Here is a 17,580-nt window from a genome sequence, read left to right on the forward strand (position 1 = left end):
TCCTTATTTAGCTTCTTTGCCAACGGTATTGAGCAGGAACTTGCCAATCAGATCTTCCAGTACCAGCGCCGACTGGGTGTCGTGAATGGTTGCACCATCCTTGAGCACCGCATCTTCTCCGCCCACGCTGATACCGATGTACTTCTCGCCGAGCAGCCCCGCGGTGAGGATAGATGCAGTGGAGTCGACAGGCAGGTTATCTACCCGTTTTTCCAGCTGCAGCGTCACCCGACCGGTGAAGGTGTCGCGATCCAGATCGATGGCGGTGACCTTGCCGATGGTCACACCGGCCATGGTCACTTTAGCTCTGACCGTCAAACCGGCAATATTGTCGAAGTTTGCATAAACTTTATAAGTGTCACTGCTCGGGCTCGCCGACAGGCCGCTGACGCGCAGGGCCAGCAGGATGAGCGCCAGGATCCCGGCCAGAAGAAACAGGCCGACACCGATTTCCAGGGTGCGGTTTTGCATCAGAAATCTCCAAACATCAAGGCGGTCAGAATAAAGTCCAGACCCAGCACTGCCAATGAGGCATAGACCACGGTCTTGGTGGTGGCACGACTGATCCCTTCTGAAGTGGGCTCGCAGTCATAGCCCTGGAATACGGCAATCCAGGTCACGACGAAGGCAAAAACCAGGCTCTTGATCACCCCGTTGAGCACATCGTCGGTAAAGGAAACACTGTTCTGCATGTTGGCCCAGAACGAGCCTTCGTAGACGCCCAGCCAGTCGACAGCGACCCACGAGCCACCCCAGATGCCGACCACGCTGAAGATCAGCGCCAGCAGCGGCAGCGAGATGAAACCGGCCCACAGCCGCGGGGCGACGATGTACTTGAGCGGGTCGACGCCAATCGTCTCCAGGCTGGACAACTGCTCGGTGGACTTCATGTTGCCGATCTCGGCGGTCAGCGCGGAACCGGCACGCCCGGCGAACAGCAGCGCGGTCACCACCGGGCCCAGTTCACGCAGCAAGGTCAGGGCAACCATCTGCCCCACCGCCTGTTCGGAGCCGTACTTGGTGAGGATGCTGAAACCCTGCAGGGCCAGGACCATGCCAATGAACACCCCGGAAACGACGATGATCGCCAGCGACAGGACGCCAACCGAATAGAGTTGGCGGATCAGCAGCTGGAAACCGCCGCCGGTGCCGCTGCGCCCGACCAGCGAATGCAACAGGAACAGAAAGGAACGGCCGAGCACGGCCAGCACGTCGATGGCCGAGCGGCCAAAACGACGAATACGTTCGAGCATGGATTTTCTGCGCATCAACGCTTCCCCAGAAGATCGGCGCGGTAATCCGGCGCAGGAAAGTGAAAGGGCACCGGGCCATCCGGGTCGCCTTTCATGAATTGACGGATGCGCGGGTTGTCGGACCCCATCAGCTCGTCCGGCGTACCCTGCCCCAGCACCTGACCATCGCCCACCACGTAGATGTAGTCGGCAATGCTGGCGGTTTCGGCCAGGTCATGGGAGACCACGATGCTGGTGATGCCCAGGGCATCGTTGAGCAGGCGGATCAGCCGCACCAGCACGCCCATGGCGATCGGGTCCTGGCCGACGAACGGTTCGTCGTACATGAGGATCTGCGGGTCCAGGGCAATCGCCCGGGCCAACGCCACACGACGCTTCATGCCACCGGAAAGCTCGTCGGGCATCAGCTCGATGGCGCCGCGCAGGCCTACGGCCTGAAGCTTCATCAGGACGATGTCGCGAATCATCTCGTCGGACAGCTGGGTATGGACCCGCAACGGAAAGGCGACGTTCTCGAACACGTCGAGATCGGTGAACAGTGCGCCACTCTGGAACAGCACGCCCATCTGCTTGCGGGCATCGAACAGGTCGCTGCGCGACAGGGTCGGCAGGTTCTGCCCGGCCACCCAGACCTCGCCACTGGCGGGGCGCAGTTGAGCGCCCATCAGCCGTAGCAGCGTGGTCTTGCCGCACCCGGAAGGTCCCATGATGCCGGTGACCTTGCCGCGGGGAATGCGTATGTCGACATTATTGAAGATGCTGCGCGAACCGCGCTTGAAGGTCACGCCCTTCAATTCGACCGCGTAGGCGTTATCAACGCTCATCTAGACTCCTTGCGATGCAGCCTTCTCACTCAGACGCGCGCCCCCTTCGTGGAGGCACGCACGCACCGAGCGGGCCGAACAGCGGCGAACTATAGCACCGCTGATAGCGCCGCCCCAAGGCCGCCGCAGTGCTCGTTCAGGTATGGTTAAGCTAAGTGCACAACTGTATGACAATCACAAGGTGAGGGTTTTCCCCATTACCGCTATAATCGCCGCCTTTTCATCAGGCAATCCGATTTTCAACATGAGCCAATCCAGCGACCTGATCCAATCCGCGCAGCGCACCATACGTTTCGAACTCGAAGCGGTTGAGGGCCTGTTGGCCCACATCGACGCCGATTTCGTCAAGGCATGCGAGCTGATCCTGGCCAGTAAAGGCCGGGTCGTGGTGGTCGGCATGGGCAAGTCGGGGCACATCGGCAACAAGATCGCCGCCACCCTGGCCAGCACCGGTACGCCGGCGTTTTTTGTTCACCCGGCCGAAGCCAGCCATGGTGACATGGGCATGATCACCCGCGATGACGTGATCCTGGCCCTGTCCAACTCGGGTTCCACCGCAGAGATCGTTACCCTGCTGCCGCTGATCAAGCGCCTGGGCATCCAGTTGATCAGCCTGACCGGCAACCCCGATTCGCCACTGGCCAAGGCCGCCGAGGTCAACCTCGACGCCCGCGTCGCCCAGGAAGCCTGCCCGCTGAACCTGGCACCGACCTCGTCGACCACCGCGGCACTGGTACTGGGCGACGCCCTGGCCATCGCCCTGCTCGAAGCTCGCGGCTTTACCGCTGAAGATTTTGCCTTCTCGCACCCTGGCGGTGCCCTCGGCCGACGCCTGCTGCTGAAGGTCGAGAACGTCATGCACGCCGGCGACGAGCTGCCGCAAGTGCAACGTGGCACCCTGCTCAAGGACGCGCTGCTTGAAATGTCACGCAAAGGTTTGGGCATGACCGTAGTGCTCGAAGCCGACGGACGGTTGGCCGGGATCTTCACCGACGGCGACCTGCGCCGCAGCCTCGATCGCAATATCGACGTGCACAAGACCCTCATTGAAGAAGTCATGACCGCCCACGGCAAGACTGCCCGCGCCGAAATGCTCGCTGCCGAAGCCCTGAAGATCATGGAAGACCACAAGATCAGCGCCCTGGTGGTGATCGACAAGGACGAGCGCCCGGTGGGCGCCCTGAACATGCACGACCTGTTGCGTGCGGGAGTGATGTAAATGACCCAGAACCTGCTCCAGCGCGGCAAGGCCATCAAACTGGCGGTGTTCGACGTAGACGGCGTGCTCACCGACGGTCGCCTGTACTTCCTCGAAGATGGCAGCGAATTCAAGACCTTCAACACCCTCGACGGCCAGGGCATCAAGATGCTCATGAACTCGGGCGTGACCACGGCCATCATCAGCGGCCGCAAGACCCCGGTGGTCGAACTCAGGGCAAAGAACCTCGGCATCCCTCACCTGTATCAGGGCCGGGAAGATAAACTGGTGGTATTGGACGAGCTTCTTGGCCAGCTCAACCTAAGCTATGAACAGGTCGCCTATCTGGGCGACGACCTGCCTGACCTGCCGGTGATCCGCCGGGTCGGCCTGGGCATGGCCGTGGCCAGTGCTGCTGCCTTCGTCCGCGAGCACGCCCACGGGGTAACCCAGGCACGTGGCGGCGAAGGTGCAGCCCGTGAATTCTGCGAGCTGATTCTGCAAGCCCAGGGCAATCTTGACGCGGCCAACGCCCACTACCTGTAGAGCGACACATGTTCAGTAAGAAAATCCGCAACATTGCGCTGTTCAGTGTGATTGCCGCCCTGCTGGTGGCAGTCGGTTACTGGAACATCAGCCCTGAGAGCTTCCTCGACAACAAGCCGGTTGCCGGGCCTGACCAGAGCGCCATCGACTATTACGCGGTGAACGCCCACAGCGTGCAGTTCCTGCCCGACGGCAAGATGCAGTACGAGATGACCGCCGATAAGGTCGAGCACCTCAAGGCCAGCGAAGTCACCCTGCTGACCAAGCCCGATCTGCAGATGTACCGTGGCACCACCTACCCGTGGCACGTGCAGAGCGAGCGCGGCGAGGTCAACCCCGATGGCAGCGAAGTCGAATTGATCGATTCGGTACGGGTCGCCCGCACCGACGAAAAGAACCGCACCATGATCATTACCACCAGCCGCATGACGGTATTCCCGCAGAAGCAATATGCGCAAACCGAGCAAGCCGTTAGAATCGACGGCGCCGGTGGCGTAACTACGGGCAATGGAATGAAAGCGTATTTGAAAGACGGCAGGATGGACCTGCTGTCCAACGTAAGAGGACAGTATGAGGCTCGTTAAAACCCTCCCCTTTTTGCTCAGCCTGAGCGCAGCACTGGGAAGCGCGAGCGCCTGGGCCCTGCCGAACGACCGTGACCAGCCGATCCGCATTCAGGCCGACCACGCTCAACTGGATGACAAACAAGGCGTCGCCACCTATACCGGTGACGTGATCATCACCCAGGGCTCGATGATGATCAAAGGCAACACCGTGACCATCACCCGTACCGCCGGTGGCGACATCGACGTGGTGACCTCGGTGGGCAACCTGGCCTACTTCGAACAGCAGCAGAGCGCCGCCAAGCCAGACAAGATGCAAGGCTATGGCAAGACCATCCAGTACAATGCGCCGCAAAACCGCATCGTCCTGATCGACCGCGCCAAGGTCATCAACGAAGGCAACACCACCGAAGGCGAGAAAATCGTCTACGACACGGTGAAACAGATCGCTACCGCCGGTCGCGGTGGCAAAGTCACCGAGTCGCGTCCGCGCATCGACATGGTGATCCAGCCGAAGAAGAAGGCCGAGTAAATGGCAACCCTCAAAGCCCAGCACCTGGCCAAGAGCTACAAGAGCCGGCAAGTGGTCCGCGACGTCAGCCTGTCGATCGACAGTGGCCAGATCGTCGGCCTGCTCGGCCCTAACGGCGCCGGCAAGACCACCTGCTTCTACATGATCGTCGGCCTGGTCCAGGCCGATCAGGGGCGCGTGCTGATCGACGACCTCGATGTCAGCCACCAGCCCATGCACGGTCGCGCCCGCGCCGGTATCGGCTACCTGCCGCAGGAAGCCTCGATCTTCCGCAAGCTGTCGGTGGCCGACAACATCATGGCGATCCTGGAAACCCGCAAGGACCTGGACCGCGATGGCCGTCGCAAGGAGCTGGAAAGCCTGCTGCAGGAATTCCACATCAGCCACATCCGCGACAACCTCGGCATGAGCCTCTCCGGTGGTGAACGCCGCCGCGTCGAGATTGCCCGTGCCTTGGCCACCGCGCCCAAGTTCATCTTGCTCGACGAACCCTTTGCCGGTGTCGACCCGATCTCGGTCGGCGACATCAAGCAGATCATCCACCACCTGAAGGCCAAGGGCATTGGCGTTCTGATCACCGACCACAACGTCCGTGAGACCCTGGATATCTGCGAAACCGCTTACATCGTCAACGATGGCCAACTGATCGCCGAAGGCGATGCAGAGACCATCCTGGCCAACGACCTGGTCAAAGAGGTTTACCTCGGCCATGAGTTCCGCCTGTAGGCTCAAGGTGTAAGGCGCTGCCAGAGCGCTCGTAATCAGGCCAGATGATGGCTTAATTGTTACGGCGCTCTAGGCAAACGCTGCAATTTCAGGCATATAATTTGCTTAAAGTTGGCGCCTCGGTGCCCTTGTAGTGGATGGCGCATGTGCGCCGGCAAATAAGGTGTTAAGCCCCTGCCATGAAACCATCGCTCGTCCTAAGAATGGGCCAGCAACTGACGATGACCCCGCAGTTGCAACAGGCCATACGTCTGCTCCAGCTTTCTACCCTGGACCTCCAGCAGGAAATCCAGGAAGCGCTGGAATCAAACCCGATGCTCGAGCGCCAGGAAGATGGCGACGACTTCGACAACAGCGACCCGATGGCCGACAACGCCGAGAGCAAACCCGTCGCCGAAGTTCAAGAAACCAGCTTCCAGGAGACCGCCCCAACGGTGGATAACCTAGAAGAGGGTGAGTGGAACGAACGCATTCCCAACGAACTGCCGGTCGACACCGCCTGGGAAGACATCTACCAGACCAGCGCCAGCAGCCTGCCCAGCAACGACGATGACGAGTGGGACTTCACCACCCGCACTTCCGCTGGCGAAAGCCTGCAAAGCCACCTGCTCTGGCAGCTCAACCTGGCACCGATGTCCGACACCGACCGGCTGATCGCCGTGACCCTGATCGACTGCATCAACAACCAGGGCTACCTTGACGAAACCCTGGAAGAAATCTGCGACTCCTTCGACCCCGAGCTCGACATCGAGCTGGACGAAGTCGAGGCCGTGCTGCACCGCATCCAGCAGTTCGAGCCAGCCGGCATTGGCGCGCGCAACCTGAGTGAGTGCCTGCTGCTGCAACTGCGCCAGTTGCCGCCACGCACGCCGTGGATGGCCGAAGCCCAGCGCCTGGTCAGCGACTACATCGACCTGCTCGGTGGCCGCGACTACAGCCAGCTGATGCGTCGCATGAAGCTCAAGGAAGACGAGCTGCGCCAGGTCATCGAACTGGTGCAGAGCCTCAACCCGCGCCCGGGTTCACAAATCGAGTCCAGCGAAGCCGAATACGTGGTTCCCGACGTGATCGTGCGCAAGGACAACGAACGCTGGCTGGTCGAGCTCAACCAGGAGGCGGTACCGCGCCTGCGGGTCAACCCGCAATATGCAGGCTTCGTTCGTCGCGCCGACACCAGTGCCGACAACACCTTCATGCGTAACCAATTGCAGGAGGCTCGCTGGTTCATCAAGAGCCTGCAAAGCCGCAACGAGACCCTGATGAAGGTTGCCACCCAGATCGTCGAGCACCAGCGTGGTTTCCTCGACCATGGTGACGAGGCGATGAAGCCGCTGGTGCTGCACGATATCGCCGAAGCGGTGGGCATGCACGAGTCGACGATTTCCCGGGTGACCACGCAAAAATACATGCACACACCCCGCGGAATTTACGAGCTGAAGTACTTTTTCTCCAGCCACGTCAGCACCTCCGAAGGCGGCGAATGCTCGTCCACAGCGATCCGCGCGATCATCAAGAAACTGGTTGCAGCGGAAAATCAGAAAAAGCCATTGAGTGACAGCAAGATCGCTGGTTTACTGGAGGCACAAGGCATCCAGGTAGCACGTCGCACCGTCGCCAAGTACCGCGAGTCCCTCGGCATTGCACCGTCGAGCGAGCGCAAGCGATTGATGTAACGGCTCCTGAGGTGTGCCACCGCAGTTCAGTGGCAGGCGCAACACCTGCCTCTTATGCACCGGCAACAAAGGAGAAGCTGTATGCAAGTCAATATCAGTGGACAGCATGTAGAAGTTACTCAGCCCCTGCGTGAGTACGTCGAGCAGAAATTGAAACGGCTGGAGGGGCACTTCGACAAGATTACCAATGTGACGGTAATCATGAAGGTCGAGAAGCTGCAACAGAAGATTGAAGCGACGCTGTTCATTCCCGGCGGCGAAGTGGTTGCAAATGCCGAACACCAAGACATGTATGCAGCGATCGATGCCTTGACTGACAAGCTCGACCGCCAACTGAAAAAACACAAGGAAAAACAGCAAAGCCTGCTGCAAGGTGCAGCGGCCCGCTGATCCCCCTCATCCATGATCCGACTTGAAACCATCCTGACCCCCGGCCGTTCCCTCGTGAACGTGCCGGGCGGCAGTAAAAAGCGTGCGCTCGAACAGATCGCCAATCTGATCGGCAAAGAAGTGCCCGAGCTGGATACCCAGGTCGTGTACGAAGCCTTGATTGCCCGAGAAAAACTGGGCTCCACCGGCTTCGGCAACGGCATCGCCATTCCGCATTGCCGCCTCAAGGGCTGCGAATCGCCGGTCAGCGCACTGTTGCACCTCGACGCCCCTATCGATTTCGACGCCATCGATGGCGCCCCGGTCGACCTGCTGTTCGTACTGCTGGTCCCGGAAGCGGCTACCGATGCGCACCTGGAGCTGCTGCGCCAGATCGCCAGCATGCTCGACCGCCAGGACGTACGCGAAAAACTGCGTGCGGCCACCAGTAACGAATCCCTGTACCAGGTCGTTCTGGACGTACAAAACGGGCACTGAACATGCGCTTGATCATCGTTAGCGGCCGGTCCGGCTCCGGCAAGAGCACCGCCCTCGATGTACTTGAGGACAATGGCTACTACTGCATCGACAACCTGCCGGCCGGGTTGCTGCCGCAGCTGGCTGAAAGCGCGCTGATCAACACTGAATTGATGCAGCCCAAGGTGGCCGTGTCGATTGACGCGCGCAACCTGCCTAGCCACCTTTCGCGCTTCCCCGAGCTGCTCGAAGATGCCCGCAGCCGGCATATCCAATGCGATGTGCTGTACCTGGATGCCGACGAAGAGACCCTGCTCAAGCGCTTCTCGGAAACGCGCCGGCGCCACCCGCTGACCAACAACGAACGCTCGCTGGCCGAAGCGATCGAGGTCGAGAGCGAACTGCTCGGGCCGATTGCCGATCTCGCCGACCTGAAAATCGATACCACCAATCTGAACCTGTATCAGCTGCGTGATTCGATCAAGTTGCGCCTGCTCAACCAGCCGGAGCCCGGCACGGCCTTCCTGGTCGAGTCCTTCGGTTTCAAACGCGGTATGCCGGTGGACGCCGACCTGGTGTTTGACGTGCGCTGCCTGCCCAACCCGTACTGGAAGCCGGAACTGCGCGACCATTCGGGCCTCGAGCAACCGGTCATCGACTACCTGGCAGCCCAACCGGATGTCGAGGACATGTTCCAGGACATCTCCAGCTACCTGCTGAAATGGTTGCCACGCTTTGCCGCCAGCAACCGCGCTTACGTCACCATTGCCATAGGCTGCACGGGCGGCCACCACCGCTCGGTGTACCTGACCGAGCGCCTGGGCCAGTTACTGCACCAATCGTTAAAGAACGTCCAGGTTCGCCACCGCGACCTCTAGCCCACAGGATCACCGCCTCGATGCCCGCTCGTGAAATCACCATCATCAACAAGCTGGGGCTGCACGCCCGGGCAGCTGCGAAGTTCGTTGGCGTTGCTGGCAGGTTCCCCTGCCAGGTTCGGGTTGGCCGCAACCCGCAATCATTGGTCGATGGCAAGAGCATCATGGCGGTCATGATGCTGGCGGCCGGCAAGGGCACCGACATTCATCTGCACACTGAGGGCGAACAGGACGATGATGCCCTCGAAGCTCTGGTCGCGCTGATCAACAACTATTTCGACGAGGGCGAGTAACCGCCCCCGTTTTCTCACGACAACGCCGTATCCATCACCATCATCAGGCAGAAACCGATGCACAGGCCCAAGCTGGCCAGCCGGTGATGGCCATTGCTGCGTGATTCCGGAATGATTTCCTGGGTCACCACCAGCAACATTGCCCCGGCAGCACATGCCAGCCCCAATGGCAGCAACACCTGCGCCACGGTCACCAGCCAGGCGCACAGCACCGCTGCCAGCGGCTCGACCAGACCAGACGCCGCACCAATCAGAAACGCCTTGAAACGGGCCATCCCCGCCCCCGCCAATACCAGCGCAATGACCAAGCCTTCGGGCACATCCTGCAAAGCGATGCCCATGGCCAGACTGTCGGCATCAGGCATTCCACCGCCGGCGGACACCCCAATGGCCATGCCTTCGGGAATGTTATGGGCAATGATGGCAATGACGAAAACCCAGATTCGCGCGGCAATCACCGGTTGCTGTGGCGTGCCGACCAGGGCTTCGGGCGACGCACCAGAAACCTTGAGATCGACCAGGTACAGGCAGAAGGCGCCGAACAGCAAACCGAAGCTGACCAGCCCACCGGCGCCCCATTTACCCAAACCAATGGCCTGGGCCGCATCCAACCCGGGAATGATCAGCGAGAAGGCCGTCGCCGCCAGCATCACCCCTGCACCGAAGCCCAGCAGAGTATCGGCCAGCGCCACCGGCATGTTGCGGATCACCAACACCGGCACAGCGCCCAAGGCAGTGCCCAGGGCGCACAGCGCGCCGCCCTCGAGTGCCCGCAGCATGCGCGGCTCAAGATCAAGCCAGGCGATCCCCTGAGCCACCAGCAGCGCAAAGCCGACCAGTAACAACAGGGTACCTAGCGCCAGGCGAAATAGCCGCACGCCGGCAATGGACATCACATCCGAACGCATTGCGCAGCGACTCACACAAGCGCGGCTGCGTAACGACGCTCTACCTCGGACCAGTCGATCACGTTGTAGAACGCGTTGATGTATTCCGGACGACGGTTCTGGTACAGCAGGTAGTACGCGTGCTCCCAGACGTCCAGACCAAGGATCGGTGTGTTGCCGTTCATCAGCGGGCTGTCCTGGTTACCGCTGCTTTCGACCACCAGGGTCTTGGCCGGGGTCACGCTCAACCAGGCCCAGCCGCTGCCAAAGCGGGTCAACGCAGCCTTGGTGAAGGCATCCTTGAAAGCATCGAAGCCGCCCAATTGCTCATCAATGGCCTTAGCCACGGCACCTTGCGGCAAGCCGCCGCCCTTGGGCGACATTACCGTCCAGAACAGCGAGTGGTTGGCGTGGCCGCCGCCGTGGTTGATCACGGCGTTCTGCAGTTTTTCCGGCAACTGCTTGACGCTGGCGACCAGTTTTTCCACCGGCCACTCGGCATACTCACTGCCCTCTACCGCTGCATTGAGGTTGTTGATGTAGGTCTGGTGGTGCTTGCTGTGGTGAATCTGCATGGTCTGGGTATCGATGTGCGGTTCCAGCGCATCGTAGGCGTAGGGCAATGCAGGCAAGGTGTAAGGCATTTCACTGGATTCCATATTGAAGGGCTGAAGGCACGGCGTTTTCCTGGCCGGCATGCAAGGCCGGCTGCGGCTCGTGCCGGTAGAGCAGACGTTCAGTACGCGGGTACTGGCCGTACTCGCTGATAAAGCTCAGCAACTCGGTGTAGGTCTTGCTGCTGTGACGCAGCGCTGCTTCACGCAGCAGCGGCGCCATGCGTGGATCCTGGGCGGTCTGCAACAGCCGCTGGTGAATGGCGCAGAGGTACTCGGCGCTTTCCTGCGGCTGATTCAGGCGCAGGTGCAGGTCGGCCAGGTTGTGGTGTGCGATGACACAAACGGCCACCGCTTCGTCGGCGTCATGCCAGCGCTCAAACAACACCTGGGCAAGCGCCAGCGCTTGCAGATACAACTCGCGGGCATCGACCAGCTCGCCCTGTTCGAACAGACGGTTGGCAATTTCGGTGGTGCGTTTCCAGTGCTGCATGACAAACCTCCAGAGCGGTAGGACCGGCTCAGATCCCGCCAGCGGTGAGCTTTTCCGGATCGAGCAGCGCTTCAAGCTGGCTGCGCGGCAGATCGGTATGTTCCAGGGCCACGTCGATAATCGGGCGGCCCTGCTTGTAGGCGGTCTTGGCGATTTCGGCAGCCTTCTGGTAGCCGATGATCGGGTTCAGTGCGGTGACCAGGATCGGGTTACGCGCCAGGGCTTCCTTGAGCTTGGGCTCATTGACCTTGAAGCTGGCAATCGCCTTGTCGGCCAAGAGGCGACTGGCATTGGCCATCAGTTCAATGCTGCTGAGCAGATTCTGGGCAATGATCGGCAGCATCACGTTGAGTTCGAAGTTGCCCGACTGCCCTGCCACGGCGATGGTCGCGTCGTTGCCGATCACCTGCGCGGCCACCATGGCGGTCGCCTCGGGGATCACCGGGTTGACCTTGCCGGGCATGATCGAGGAGCCCGGCTGCAATCCTTCGAGTTCGATTTCGCCAAGGCCGGCCAGCGGCCCGGAGTTCATCCAGCGCAGGTCGTTGGCGATCTTCATCAGCGCCACGGCGGTGGTCTTGAGCTGGCCGGACACCGCTACTGCGGTGTCCTGCGAGCCGATCAGGGCGAACAGGTTCTGCCCCGGGACAAACTCGACGCGGGTCAGTGCGGTCAGTTGCTGGTTGAAGCGTGCAGCGAACTCAGGGTGGGCATTGATGCCGGTACCCACGGCGGTGCCGCCCTGGGCCAGCGCCTGCAGGCTTGGCAGGGTCGCCTGCAGGTGGGCGATGGCTGCCGTGATCTGCGCCGCCCAACCACCCAAGACCTGGCTCATGCGCACCGGCATGGCGTCCATCAAGTGGGTGCGGCCGGTCTTGATGAACGGGTGCACCTGTTCAGCCTTGGCGTCGATGACCTTGACCAGGTGGTTCAGCGCCGGCAGCAACTGCTCGTGCAAGGCCAGCGCGGCACTGACATGAATGGTGGTAGGGATGATGTCGTTGCTGCTTTGCCCGCAGTTGACGTGATCGTTGGGATTAACCGCGTCGCCCAGCACGCGGCTGGCCAGGGTCGCGATCACTTCGTTGGCGTTCATGTTGGAACTGGTACCGGAGCCAGTCTGGAAGATATCCACCGGGAAATGCTGCATGAAATCGCCAGCCAGCAGTTGCTCCACGGCCTTGACGATCGCCTCGCCCCGGGCTGGGTCCAGCTGTTTGAGCTCGATATTGGCCTTGGCCGCAGCAGCCTTGGCCAGCAGCAACGCGCGAATGAACTGGGTCGGCATGCGTTGCTGGCTGATCGGGAAGTTATTCACCGCGCGCTGGGTCTGGGCGCCATACAGGGCCTCGGCCGGCACCAGCAGTTCACCCATGCTGTCGCGCTCGATACGGGTATTACTCATCATCAAGTCCTTGCATCAGTTCATCGTAGGAAATCGAAGGCAGCAGCATGCAGTTCGCCAGTTGCAGGGCGAGGGGCTGCCAGCGCTGGTTGTGTTCACGCCGATCAAGGTTGCGCAGTTCCAACAATGGTCGCCAGGCCTGGTCCAGGCACAGGCAGCGCCAATGCCAGGGCAGCGCGCGATCGCAGGCGGTATCCAGCAGCAGACGGAAAGAGGTCAGGGCGACGGTCCAGGCGCTGGTATCGGTGCAACACACCAGATACCGGCCTTCGGTGAGGTAGTGCTCGATCAGGCGCGGCTCGTCCGGGTCGAGCGCACAGCGGATGCGCCGGCTCAGCCAGCGCCAGTTTTCCAGGTAGGGCAATTCGTGGAGGACTGGTTTCATGAACATCATCGCCTAGATAATGATATTCATTATTAAGTGATAATTAGAATCAGTTCAAGGAATGAAACAAGAAAAACACAAAGCCCGGCACATGGCCGGGCTTTAGAGGGGGTGTAGAAGCGGGTTTGCCAGCGATGAGGCCGATACGGGCTTAACTGCCCGCTACGGTCATCCGCTCGATCAGCACGGAACCTGTGTGAATATTGCTGCGGGTTTCCAGATCATTCCCGATCGCGACGATTTGCTGGAACATGTCCTTCATATTGCCGGCGATCGTCACCTCCTGAACGGCGAACTGAATCTCACCGTTTTCCACCCAGTAACCTGCGGCACCACGGGAATAGTCGCCGGTCACCATGTTCAAGCCATGGCCCATCAACTCGGTCACCAACAGCCCGCGGCCCATGCGTCGCAGCAGTGCAGCCTGATCTTCGACGCCGTGGGTGACGAACAGGTTATGCACGCCACCGGCGTTGGCGGTGCTTGGCAAGCCGAGCTTGCGCCCGGAATAGGTACCCAGCACGTAGGACACCAACTGGCCATTTTCGACAAACGGTTTGGCGTAGGTGGCCAGGCCGTCACCATCGAAAGCGGCGCTACCCAAGGCACGCTGCAGGTGCGGGCGTTCGTCCAGGGTCAGCCAGGTCGGGAACAGGCGCTGGCCCATGGCACCATCGAGGAATGACGACTTGCGGTACAGGTTGCCGCCGGAAATCGCCGACAGGAAGCTGCCGAACAACCCACCCGCCAACTCCGCAGAGAACAGCACCGGCACCTCGCAGGTCGGCACCGGGCGTGCGCCCAGGCGGCTGGCTGCCCGTTGTGCGGCGCGGATACCGATGCTGCGCGGGTCGGCGAGCAGCTCCCCTTGGCGATTGACGTCATACCAGTAATCGCGCTGCATCTGCCCGTCGGCTTCGGCGATCATCACGCAACTCAGGCTGTGCCGGGTCGAGGCGTAGCCGCCGATAAAACCATGGCTGTTGCCGTACACGCGGCAGCCCTGATGGGTATTGAGGGTAGTGCCGTCGGCATTCTTGATCCGCGCATCGGCGTCAAAGGCCGCCGCCTCGCACTCCAGGGCCTTTTCGATGGCCTGCTCGGGGGTGATGTCCCAGGCGTGATACAGGTCGAAATCCGGCTGTTCACGGGCCATCAGCGCCGGGTCGGCAAGCCCGGCACACTCGTCTTCGGAGGTGTGCTTGGCAATCGCCAGGGCGGCGGCGACGGTTTCCCGGATCGCCTCGCTACCACTGGCCGAAGTGCTCGCCGAGCCCTTGCGCTGCCCCACGTACAGGGTGATGCCAAAGCCCTGGTCGCGGTTGAATTCCACGGTCTCGACTTCGCGCTGGCGCACCGAAGTCGACAACCCCTGCTCCAGCGATACCGCCACTTCACAGGCGCTGGCACCCTGGCGCCGGGCTTCGGCGATGATCTGTTCGACCTGTTCCTGCAACGCCGGCAGGGCCTGTGGACCTACGCTCTGGACTGCACTCATGGTTTTCTCCACTCAAATTCTGCGTTCGGCACGGGTCAATCTACGACCGGACCGGACAAGCGGCCCCCGACTGGTTATCATGGCGGCGATTCTCAGCGGACTGCCCCCATGGTTGATTCTTACGACACCGCCTTTGACGGCGAAAAAAGCAAAACCCAGGTTAAGCGCGAGATGCAGGCGCTGGTTGATATGGGCGAGCGCCTTACCTTGCTCAAGCCCGATACCCTGGCCAAACTGCCATTGACCGACGAACTGCGCGCAGCTCTGGCAGAACACAAACGGCACACCGCGAACGAAGCCAAACGGCGTCACAAGTCGTTCATCGGCAAGCTGATGCGCGACCAGGACATCGACGCGATCAATGCCCTGCTTGACCAGCTCGACGCCTCCTCGCGCCAGTACAACGAGCGGTTCCACAACCTCGAACGCTGGCGCGACCGGTTGATCGACGGTACCGACGAAGTCCTGGAGAAGTTCGTCCAGGAGTATCCGGATGCCGATCGCCAGCAACTGCGCTCGCTGATCCGCCAGGCCCAGCACGAGCTGGCGCGTAACAAGGCGCCAAGTGCGAGCCGCAAGATCTTCAAGTACATCCGCGAACTCGACGAGGTCCAACGCGGCCTGCGTTGAACCCCGCACACGGGCAGGCGCCCTGCCTGCCCGGTTTCACCTTCATGCCCCCGTGCCACCCACGGTAATCGCATCGATCTTCAGGGTCGGCTGGCCAACGCCCACCGGCACTGACTGACCATCCTTGCCACAAGTCCCGACACCGCTGTCCAGCGACAGGTCGTTGCCGACCATCGATACCCGGCTCATGGCTTCCGGACCGTTGCCGATCAGCGTCGCGCCCTTGACCGGCGCGGTAATCTTGCCGTCTTCGATCAGGTATGCCTCACTGGTAGAGAACACGAACTTGCCGCTGGTGATGTCCACCTGGCCACCGCCGAGGTTGGCGCAGTAGATGCCCTTTTTCACCGAGGCGATGATTTCTGCCGGGTCGCTTTCACCGGCACGCATGTAGGTGTTGGTCATGCGTGGCATCGGCAGGTGTGCGTAGGATTCACGGCGGCCGTTGCCGGTACGGGCCATGCCCATCAGGCGGGCGTTGAGCTTGTCCTGCATGTAGCCCTTGAGGATGCCGTTCTCGATCAGCGTGGTGCACTCGGTCGGGGTACCTTCGTCATCGACGCTCAGCGAGCCGCGACGACCTTCCAGGGTGCCGTCATCGACAATGGTGCACAGGCTCGAAGCAACCTTCTCGCCCATGTGGCCGCTGTAGGCCGAGCTGCCCTTGCGGTTGAAGTCGCCTTCCAGGCCATGGCCCACCGCTTCGTGCAGCAATACGCCCGACCAGCCGGAACCGAGCACCACTGGCAGGGTACCGGCCGGCGCCGGGATGGCTTCAAGGTTGACCAGTGCCTGGCGCAGGGCTTCACGGGCAAAGCCCATGACCCGTTCGTCGGTGAAGTAGCGGTAATCGGTACGCCCGCCACCGCCATGACCGCCGCGCTCGCGACGACCGTTCTGCTCGACGATGACACTGACGTTGAAACGCACCAGCGGGCGAATATCAGCCGCCAGGCTGCCATCGGCGGCGGCGACCAGGATGCGCTCCCAGACCCCGGCCATGCTCACGGTGACTTGCTGGATACGTGGATCGAGCTTGCGCGTGGCGGCGTCGACACGCTTGAGCAGCTCGACCTTTTCGGCGCGGCTGATGACCTCCAGCGGGTTGTCGGTGCCATACAGCTGGGTAACGTCCTGGCTGCTGAACGCCTGCACGCTGCCGTTCTGCCCGGCACGGGAAATCGAGCGCGCCGCACGGGCCGCCGAGGTCAGGGCTTCGAGGTTGATGGCGTTGCTGTAGGCAAACCCGGTCTTTTCGCCGGACTGGGCACGCACACCCACGCCCTGGTCGAGGTTGAAACTGCCTTCTTTGACGATGCCGTCTTCCAGCGCCCAGGATTCGGAAATCTGCCCCTGGAAGTACAGGTCGGCGGCATCGATGCCTGGCCCGGCCAGCTCGCCCAGCACCGACTGCAGGCTGTCGAGGGTCAGGCCGCCCGGCGCCAGCAGGTGTTCGCTGACAGTGGATAACATCTCGCTCATAGTCACTCCGAGGTGTGCGCAGGCCGCAAGGCGTCCTGCGAGAAAAAGCGCCGGTGCAAGGTCACCGGCATCCGCGCCCGGATGGACGCCTGTTCGCTGCTGTCGCGTTCGCTCAGCAGCACGGCCTCGCCACCGGCCTGTTCGGCGACGATGCGCCCCCAGGGGTCGACGATCGCCGCGTGGCCATAGGTTTCCCGTGGTCCTGGGTGGGTTCCGCCCTGGGCTGCGGCCAGGACATAACATTGGGTTTCGATCGCCCGCGCCCTGATCAGCACCTCCCAGTGCGCGGCGCCGGTCACTGCGGTGAAGGCCGATGGCGCGCTGATCAGTTCAGCCCCAGCCTCGCGCAATGCGCTGTACAACTCGGGGAAGCGCAGGTCATAGCACACGCTCAGACCCAGGCGCCCCACCGGGGTGTCGGCGACCACTACCTGGCCGCCGTGGGCATAGTCATCGGATTCGCGATAGCGGCCGCGGTTATCGGCCACATCGACATCGAACAGGTGCAGCTTGTCGTAGCGTGCCACCTGCTCGCCGTGTTCATCGATCAGCAAGGAGCAGGCATGGGACTTGGCCTCGGCCTGGCCGACCGGCGGCAACGGCAAGGTACCTGCCACTATCCATAACTTGAGGTCGCGGGCGGTCTGTTTCAACCAGGGCAGGATCGGGCCCTCGCCCAGGGCTTCGGCGCGGCCGATGGCAGCGCTGTCGCGCCGGCCCATGGCGGCGAAGTTCTCCGGCAGCACGGCAAGCCGCGCACCGCCTGCGGCCGCCTGCTCGAGCAGGAGCCGAGCTCGCTCCAGGTTGGCCAGAACGTCGCTCTGGCTGACCATCTGGATAACCGCTGACTTCAT

At 61.7% G+C, this 17,580-nt stretch carries 22 protein-coding genes; 11 read left to right on the forward strand and 11 right to left on the reverse strand.

Annotated features, from left to right (window positions below; genetic code table 11):
- Positions 1–3: 3 nt before the first annotated feature.
- The 3 genes from mlaD to F8N82_RS19925 are packed head-to-tail and all read right to left on the reverse strand — an operon-like array spanning position 4 to position 2,077.
- On the reverse strand, positions 4–471 hold the full coding sequence (mlaD, locus tag F8N82_RS19915; RefSeq protein WP_038996934.1) for an outer membrane lipid asymmetry maintenance protein MlaD: 468 nt from the start codon (positions 469–471) through the stop codon (positions 4–6).
- A complete protein-coding gene (mlaE, locus tag F8N82_RS19920; protein WP_038996936.1) occupies positions 471–1,268 on the reverse strand; it encodes a lipid asymmetry maintenance ABC transporter permease subunit MlaE in 798 nt (265 codons plus the stop codon). Before mlaE ends, mlaD begins: the two co-directional genes overlap by 1 nt.
- Entirely contained in the window at positions 1,268–2,077 is an 810-nt protein-coding gene (locus F8N82_RS19925; protein WP_038996937.1) for an ATP-binding cassette domain-containing protein, read from the reverse strand. Before F8N82_RS19925 ends, mlaE begins: the two co-directional genes overlap by 1 nt.
- 244 nt (positions 2,078–2,321) lie before the next feature.
- Between F8N82_RS19925 and F8N82_RS19930 the strand changes: the two genes are divergently transcribed.
- The 10 genes from F8N82_RS19930 to F8N82_RS19975 all read left to right on the forward strand — a co-directional run bounded on the left by F8N82_RS19930 (position 2,322) and on the right by F8N82_RS19975 (position 9,332).
- Entirely contained in the window at positions 2,322–3,296 is a 975-nt protein-coding gene (locus tag F8N82_RS19930) for a KpsF/GutQ family sugar-phosphate isomerase (protein WP_010223379.1), read from the forward strand.
- Positions 3,297–3,821 carry a KdsC family phosphatase gene (locus F8N82_RS19935; protein WP_038996939.1) on the forward strand — a complete coding sequence of 175 codons (525 nt, stop codon included), beginning with the start codon at positions 3,297–3,299 and terminating at the stop codon, positions 3,819–3,821.
- A gap of 8 nt (positions 3,822–3,829) precedes the next feature.
- Positions 3,830–4,405 (forward strand): LPS export ABC transporter periplasmic protein LptC, encoded by a 576-nt coding sequence (gene lptC / locus F8N82_RS19940; protein ID WP_038996941.1) that lies wholly within the window; start codon positions 3,830–3,832, stop codon positions 4,403–4,405.
- The gene (lptA, locus tag F8N82_RS19945; protein WP_038996942.1) at positions 4,392–4,916 is read left to right on the forward strand and encodes a lipopolysaccharide transport periplasmic protein LptA; all 525 of its coding nucleotides are present in this window, start codon (positions 4,392–4,394) and stop codon (positions 4,914–4,916) included. Before lptC ends, lptA begins: the two co-directional genes overlap by 14 nt.
- The gene (lptB, locus tag F8N82_RS19950) at positions 4,917–5,642 is read left to right on the forward strand and encodes an LPS export ABC transporter ATP-binding protein (protein WP_038996944.1); all 726 of its coding nucleotides are present in this window, start codon (positions 4,917–4,919) and stop codon (positions 5,640–5,642) included.
- Between the two features lie 179 nt (positions 5,643–5,821).
- Positions 5,822–7,315, forward strand: coding sequence for an RNA polymerase factor sigma-54 (locus F8N82_RS19955; protein ID WP_038996946.1), 1,494 nt, complete (start codon positions 5,822–5,824; stop codon positions 7,313–7,315).
- Positions 7,316–7,396: 81 nt separating this feature from the next.
- Complete coding sequence (gene hpf, locus F8N82_RS19960; RefSeq protein WP_010223385.1) at positions 7,397–7,705, forward strand: ribosome hibernation-promoting factor, HPF/YfiA family; 309 nt, start codon at positions 7,397–7,399, stop codon at positions 7,703–7,705.
- 12 nt (positions 7,706–7,717) lie between these two features.
- Complete coding sequence (gene ptsN / locus F8N82_RS19965) at positions 7,718–8,182, forward strand: PTS IIA-like nitrogen regulatory protein PtsN (protein WP_038996947.1); 465 nt, start codon at positions 7,718–7,720, stop codon at positions 8,180–8,182.
- A 2-nt stretch (positions 8,183–8,184) separates the two neighbouring features.
- A complete protein-coding gene (rapZ, locus tag F8N82_RS19970) occupies positions 8,185–9,039 on the forward strand; it encodes an RNase adapter RapZ (RefSeq protein ID WP_038996948.1) in 855 nt (284 codons plus the stop codon).
- A gap of 20 nt (positions 9,040–9,059) precedes the next feature.
- On the forward strand, positions 9,060–9,332 hold the full coding sequence (locus F8N82_RS19975) for an HPr family phosphocarrier protein (RefSeq protein ID WP_038996949.1): 273 nt from the start codon (positions 9,060–9,062) through the stop codon (positions 9,330–9,332).
- A 14-nt stretch (positions 9,333–9,346) separates the two neighbouring features.
- Here F8N82_RS19975 and F8N82_RS19980 read toward each other — a convergent pair whose 3' ends face one another.
- The 6 genes from F8N82_RS19980 to pmbA form a co-directional block, all read right to left on the reverse strand.
- Complete coding sequence (locus F8N82_RS19980) at positions 9,347–10,240, reverse strand: ZIP family metal transporter (protein WP_038996951.1); 894 nt, start codon at positions 10,238–10,240, stop codon at positions 9,347–9,349.
- A gap of 11 nt (positions 10,241–10,251) precedes the next feature.
- Positions 10,252–10,863 carry a superoxide dismutase gene (locus tag F8N82_RS19985; RefSeq protein ID WP_038996953.1) on the reverse strand — a complete coding sequence of 204 codons (612 nt, stop codon included), beginning with the start codon at positions 10,861–10,863 and terminating at the stop codon, positions 10,252–10,254.
- A 1-nt stretch (position 10,864) separates the two neighbouring features.
- Positions 10,865–11,326, reverse strand: coding sequence for a hypothetical protein (locus tag F8N82_RS19990; protein ID WP_038996954.1), 462 nt, complete (start codon positions 11,324–11,326; stop codon positions 10,865–10,867).
- Positions 11,327–11,354: 28 nt separating this feature from the next.
- Positions 11,355–12,731: a class II fumarate hydratase gene (locus F8N82_RS19995; protein WP_038996956.1), complete on the reverse strand. Its 1,377-nt coding sequence runs from the start codon at positions 12,729–12,731 to the stop codon at positions 11,355–11,357.
- Positions 12,724–13,125 carry a FagA protein gene (locus tag F8N82_RS20000; RefSeq protein WP_080764798.1) on the reverse strand — a complete coding sequence of 134 codons (402 nt, stop codon included), beginning with the start codon at positions 13,123–13,125 and terminating at the stop codon, positions 12,724–12,726. Before F8N82_RS20000 ends, F8N82_RS19995 begins: the two co-directional genes overlap by 8 nt.
- A 142-nt stretch (positions 13,126–13,267) precedes the next feature.
- Positions 13,268–14,614, reverse strand: coding sequence for a metalloprotease PmbA (gene pmbA / locus F8N82_RS20005; RefSeq protein WP_038996957.1), 1,347 nt, complete (start codon positions 14,612–14,614; stop codon positions 13,268–13,270).
- Between the two features lie 108 nt (positions 14,615–14,722).
- Between pmbA and yjgA the strand changes: the two genes are divergently transcribed.
- Positions 14,723–15,244, forward strand: a complete 522-nt coding sequence (gene yjgA / locus F8N82_RS20010; protein ID WP_038996958.1) for a ribosome biogenesis factor YjgA — start codon at positions 14,723–14,725, stop codon at positions 15,242–15,244.
- Between the two features lie 42 nt (positions 15,245–15,286).
- On the opposite strand, the gene tldD is transcribed toward yjgA, so the two are convergent.
- Together tldD and F8N82_RS20020 are read right to left on the reverse strand one after the other, a co-directional pair.
- Positions 15,287–16,726 carry a metalloprotease TldD gene (tldD, locus tag F8N82_RS20015; RefSeq protein WP_038996959.1) on the reverse strand — a complete coding sequence of 480 codons (1,440 nt, stop codon included), beginning with the start codon at positions 16,724–16,726 and terminating at the stop codon, positions 15,287–15,289.
- 2 nt (positions 16,727–16,728) lie between these two features.
- A complete protein-coding gene (locus tag F8N82_RS20020) occupies positions 16,729–17,580 on the reverse strand; it encodes a carbon-nitrogen hydrolase family protein (protein WP_038996960.1) in 852 nt (283 codons plus the stop codon).

The sequence above is a fragment of the Pseudomonas fluorescens genome (genome assembly GCF_902497775.2).
Classification (GTDB): Bacteria; Pseudomonadota; Gammaproteobacteria; order Pseudomonadales; family Pseudomonadaceae; genus Aquipseudomonas; species Aquipseudomonas putida_F.

What these genes read in the sequence shown, in the direction of transcription:
- rapZ (WP_038996948.1), top strand. Translation starts at nt 8,185, where the DNA reads ATGCGCTTGATCATCGTTAGCGGCCGGTCCGGCTCCGGCAAGAGCACC.
- F8N82_RS20000 (WP_080764798.1), bottom strand. Translation starts at nt 13,125, where the DNA reads ATGATGTTCATGAAACCAGTCCTCCACGAATTGCCCTACCTGGAAAAC.
- yjgA (WP_038996958.1), top strand. Translation starts at nt 14,723, where the DNA reads ATGGTTGATTCTTACGACACCGCCTTTGACGGCGAAAAAAGCAAAACC.
- F8N82_RS19985 (WP_038996953.1), bottom strand. Translation starts at nt 10,863, where the DNA reads ATGCCTTACACCTTGCCTGCATTGCCCTACGCCTACGATGCGCTGGAA.
- F8N82_RS19925 (WP_038996937.1), bottom strand. Translation starts at nt 2,077, where the DNA reads ATGAGCGTTGATAACGCCTACGCGGTCGAATTGAAGGGCGTGACCTTC.
- F8N82_RS19955 (WP_038996946.1), top strand. Translation starts at nt 5,822, where the DNA reads ATGAAACCATCGCTCGTCCTAAGAATGGGCCAGCAACTGACGATGACC.
- lptA (WP_038996942.1), top strand. Translation starts at nt 4,392, where the DNA reads ATGAGGCTCGTTAAAACCCTCCCCTTTTTGCTCAGCCTGAGCGCAGCA.
- mlaD (WP_038996934.1), bottom strand. Translation starts at nt 471, where the DNA reads ATGCAAAACCGCACCCTGGAAATCGGTGTCGGCCTGTTTCTTCTGGCC.
- F8N82_RS19935 (WP_038996939.1), top strand. Translation starts at nt 3,297, where the DNA reads ATGACCCAGAACCTGCTCCAGCGCGGCAAGGCCATCAAACTGGCGGTG.
- F8N82_RS19995 (WP_038996956.1), bottom strand. Translation starts at nt 12,731, where the DNA reads ATGAGTAATACCCGTATCGAGCGCGACAGCATGGGTGAACTGCTGGTG.
- lptB (WP_038996944.1), top strand. Translation starts at nt 4,917, where the DNA reads ATGGCAACCCTCAAAGCCCAGCACCTGGCCAAGAGCTACAAGAGCCGG.
- ptsN (WP_038996947.1), top strand. Translation starts at nt 7,718, where the DNA reads ATGATCCGACTTGAAACCATCCTGACCCCCGGCCGTTCCCTCGTGAAC.
- mlaE (WP_038996936.1), bottom strand. Translation starts at nt 1,268, where the DNA reads ATGCGCAGAAAATCCATGCTCGAACGTATTCGTCGTTTTGGCCGCTCG.
- lptC (WP_038996941.1), top strand. Translation starts at nt 3,830, where the DNA reads ATGTTCAGTAAGAAAATCCGCAACATTGCGCTGTTCAGTGTGATTGCC.
- tldD (WP_038996959.1), bottom strand. Translation starts at nt 16,726, where the DNA reads ATGAGCGAGATGTTATCCACTGTCAGCGAACACCTGCTGGCGCCGGGC.
- F8N82_RS19930 (WP_010223379.1), top strand. Translation starts at nt 2,322, where the DNA reads ATGAGCCAATCCAGCGACCTGATCCAATCCGCGCAGCGCACCATACGT.
- F8N82_RS19990 (WP_038996954.1), bottom strand. Translation starts at nt 11,326, where the DNA reads ATGCAGCACTGGAAACGCACCACCGAAATTGCCAACCGTCTGTTCGAA.
- F8N82_RS19975 (WP_038996949.1), top strand. Translation starts at nt 9,060, where the DNA reads ATGCCCGCTCGTGAAATCACCATCATCAACAAGCTGGGGCTGCACGCC.
- F8N82_RS19980 (WP_038996951.1), bottom strand. Translation starts at nt 10,240, where the DNA reads ATGCGTTCGGATGTGATGTCCATTGCCGGCGTGCGGCTATTTCGCCTG.
- pmbA (WP_038996957.1), bottom strand. Translation starts at nt 14,614, where the DNA reads ATGAGTGCAGTCCAGAGCGTAGGTCCACAGGCCCTGCCGGCGTTGCAG.
- F8N82_RS20020 (WP_038996960.1), bottom strand. Translation starts at nt 17,580, where the DNA reads ATGAAGTCAGCGGTTATCCAGATGGTCAGCCAGAGCGACGTTCTGGCC.
- hpf (WP_010223385.1), top strand. Translation starts at nt 7,397, where the DNA reads ATGCAAGTCAATATCAGTGGACAGCATGTAGAAGTTACTCAGCCCCTG.